Below are 2702 nucleotides of genomic sequence, written 5' to 3'. Positions count from 1 at the left end.
GAATGCCGTCGCGCACCGGGACCTCGGCGTCGCGACAGCAGGAGCCACGTTCTTCCGGTCCATCGGCGGGTCCTTCGGCACCGCCGTGTTCGGAGCGATCTTCGCCAACGTGCTGGGCGGGCGGCTGGCCGACGCGTTGCACGGCGTGCCGGTCCCGTCGGGCCTGGAGGGGTCGGTCGGGCCGGCCGAGCTGTCGCACCTGCCCCCGCAGGTGCTGGCCGGGATCGTGGACGCCTACGCCTCGACGATCCAGACGGTGTTCCTCGTCGCGGTGCCGATCGCCGCGGTCGCCTTCGTGCTGACCTGGCTGCTGCCGGAGATCCGGCTGCGCCACACCGTCGGGGACGTGGCGCGGCCCACGGAGGAGGTCGGCGCCGACGGGTCGGGGTCAGGTCACGACCAGGCGCCCTGACCTGAGGTATGCCAGCTGTGCTGGGACCGCACGCGGCGCGCGGGCCCCGGCCCAGCGGCATACGGCAGCGGTAGACGTCGGCGGTGTACGGAATAGATCCCAGAGTTGAGTCGTTGACGCTCATGTATCTTGATGCGACGCGCCGCAGGGGTGCATCGCCAGATCGCAGTCAGGAGTAGTCATGCCCCGCCAGTTCGACCCGTTCCGCGAGATGGACCGCCTGTTCACCGACCCGTTCCCCGGCACCACCACCGCCGCGATGCCGATGGACCTCTACCGCGAGGGTGAGACCTTCACGGCCCTGATCGACCTCCCGGGGGTCGATCCCGCGACGATCGACATCGACGTCGAGGACCGCATGCTGACGGTCCGCGCGTCCCGCAAGGACGTCCAGGTCGAGGGTGCCAAGTGGCTCTCGCACGAGCGTCCGAGCGGCACGTTCGCCCGGCAGCTCTCGCTCGGGCGTGGGCTGGCCCTGGACAAGATCGAGGCCGATTACCGCGACGGCGTCCTCCGGCTCAGCATCCCGGTCGCCGAGGAGGCCAAGCCGCGCAAGATCACCGTCAGCCACAGCGGTGCCGGCGCCATCGAGGGGTCCGTCGGCTGAGGCCGGGCGGCCGGTGTAAACCGCCCGGCCGGGGCAAGCCACCGCGCCCCGGCCGGGTGCTCAGCCGGGCGGCGCGGCCCGGTGGCCGGTCGTCCTCAGGACCTGGCCTCGCCGAGTTCGGAGGCAAGCTCGGCCTCGTCGGCGTCGGACAGGGACGTCTGCAGCACGGTGCCGCCGAAGGGGCCCATCGCCGCCGCGAACTTGTCCTCGGTGATCTTGCGGGCCATCACCACCACTGCTGCCTTGCCGGGTGACAGGGCCGCGTCGACCCGTTCCTGGAAGGCCTTGTTCACCCCGATCTTGGTCAGCTTGCCGCTGAACGCACCGACCAGCCCACCGACGAGGAACCCGACGCCGGGAGCCAGGAAGAGCAAGCCGAGGAGCATGCCCCAGAGGGCGCCCGACGCGGCGGTGGCGCCGACTATCTTGGCCGGGGTGTCGACATGGCGCTTGCCGTCCGCGTCGACCCGGACGACGGCCAGGCCCGACAGGTTGACGACGAAGTCGCGCTGCAGCTCGAGCACCTTCTCGTAGGCCTTGGCGGCGCTGTCGTGGTCGTCGTAGCCCAGCACGATGAGCTCGGACATGGTCGGTTCCTCCTGATGCGGTTGGACACGTGACGGTTCCTTCCGGGCCCTGCCGGACCGACCGGGTCACCGAAGCGAGGCCACGATACCGCCGCGCGCGTCGGCACCCCCAGCCCACCCCCAGCCCACCCGCAGCCCGGTTCGATGTAATACCGCGGTCTCTGGGCTGCGGTAATACATCGAACCGGGCTGCGGGGTGGGGGTCGCCACGCGTGATGCCTCATGTCAAGCCCGTCGTTGGGTTGACCGCCCACCGACCGGGTGGGAGCATCGGTGCGCGCCCGCGGCGGTCCTGCGCGGTCGTGGTTTCCTTCCTGGGCCGACGGGGTGCCGACGGTGGCCCCGACGGCCCGGTCGCCGCCGAAGGAGTCACATGCGATACCTCCCGACCGCTGCTGCCCTGGCAGGTCTGCTGACCTCGGCCGTCCTGGTTCCTTCCGGTGTCAGCAGCGCCGAGCCCGGCCGGCCGGACACCGGCTCGGAGGGCCGCGCCGGCTCCGCGCCAACGGCCGGCGACACCACGCACCGGCGACCCACGCCACGCCTCGCCGTCAGGTACCGGGACGTCGTCGACCGGACGGGCAGCCCGCGGGCCTTCCGTGAGTTCGACAGGGTCGGCAACCAGGTCTTCAACCCGTTGCTCGACCAGGGTGCCTGGCACGGGTTCACCCTGCCGGCCGAGCCGGACGAGTACGGCGGCTTCACCGGCCCGATGGTCATCTCGGAGGAGTACAGCCTCTTCTTCGCCCACGAGCTGGACCAGCTCTCCGTCCGCGCCGACGGTCGCCCGGTCGACCTCGCCGCGGCGAGGTCCCACGAGGTCTTCGCGATCCCGGGCGCGCTGGTGCAGCGCTACGACCTCGACCGCTTCGCCATCGAGCTGGAGCTGCGCTACGCCGACTCCCGTACGGCGGTCATCCGCACCCGCGTGACCAACCACACCCGGTCCCGGCAGCGTCTCGAGCTGGCGTGGCGTGGAGCATTGTCGGACCGCTGGGACCCGCCCACGACGCTGGCCGAGAAGTACCCCGACTGGACGCGCTCGGTCACCGGTACGGACACGGGTGTCCGCTTCACGTTCGGACGGCTGCGGAGC

The 2702-nt window shown here is 71.4% G+C and carries 3 protein-coding genes and 1 pseudogene; 3 read left to right on the top strand and 1 reads right to left on the bottom strand.

Annotation, left to right across the window (positions count from 1 at the left end; genetic code table 11):
* Together WMI84_RS17960 and WMI84_RS17955 are read left to right on the top strand one after the other, a co-directional pair.
* A pseudogene (locus WMI84_RS17960) lies at window positions 1-412 on the top strand (MFS transporter); the annotation flags it as partial.
* A 181-nt stretch (window positions 413-593) separates the two neighbouring features.
* A complete protein-coding gene (locus WMI84_RS17955; protein ID WP_347355140.1) occupies window positions 594-1019 on the top strand; it encodes an Hsp20/alpha crystallin family protein in 426 nt (141 codons plus the stop codon).
* A gap of 95 nt (window positions 1020-1114) precedes the next feature.
* Here the strand turns inward: WMI84_RS17955 and WMI84_RS17950 are convergent, their stop codons facing one another.
* Complete coding sequence (locus WMI84_RS17950) at window positions 1115-1606, bottom strand: DUF1269 domain-containing protein (RefSeq protein WP_347355139.1); 492 nt, start codon at window positions 1604-1606, stop codon at window positions 1115-1117.
* 373 nt (window positions 1607-1979) lie between these two features.
* Here WMI84_RS17950 and WMI84_RS17945 point away from each other — a divergent pair.
* A partial coding sequence (locus WMI84_RS17945) for a hypothetical protein (RefSeq protein ID WP_347355138.1) occupies window positions 1980-2702 on the top strand: 723 nt, incomplete at its 3' end.

This window comes from Intrasporangium sp. (assembly GCF_039812505.1).
Lineage (GTDB): Bacteria > Actinomycetota > Actinomycetes > Actinomycetales > Dermatophilaceae > Intrasporangium_A.
Note: the sequence above shows the minus strand (reverse complement) of the source record. Positions and strands in the feature narration are given on the sequence as shown.

Coding starts and splice junctions, on each gene's coding strand:
- WMI84_RS17950 (WP_347355139.1), bottom strand. CDS start 1,606: ATGTCCGAGCTCATCGTGCTGGGCTACGACGACCACGACAGCGCCGCC.
- WMI84_RS17955 (WP_347355140.1), top strand. CDS start 594: ATGCCCCGCCAGTTCGACCCGTTCCGCGAGATGGACCGCCTGTTCACC.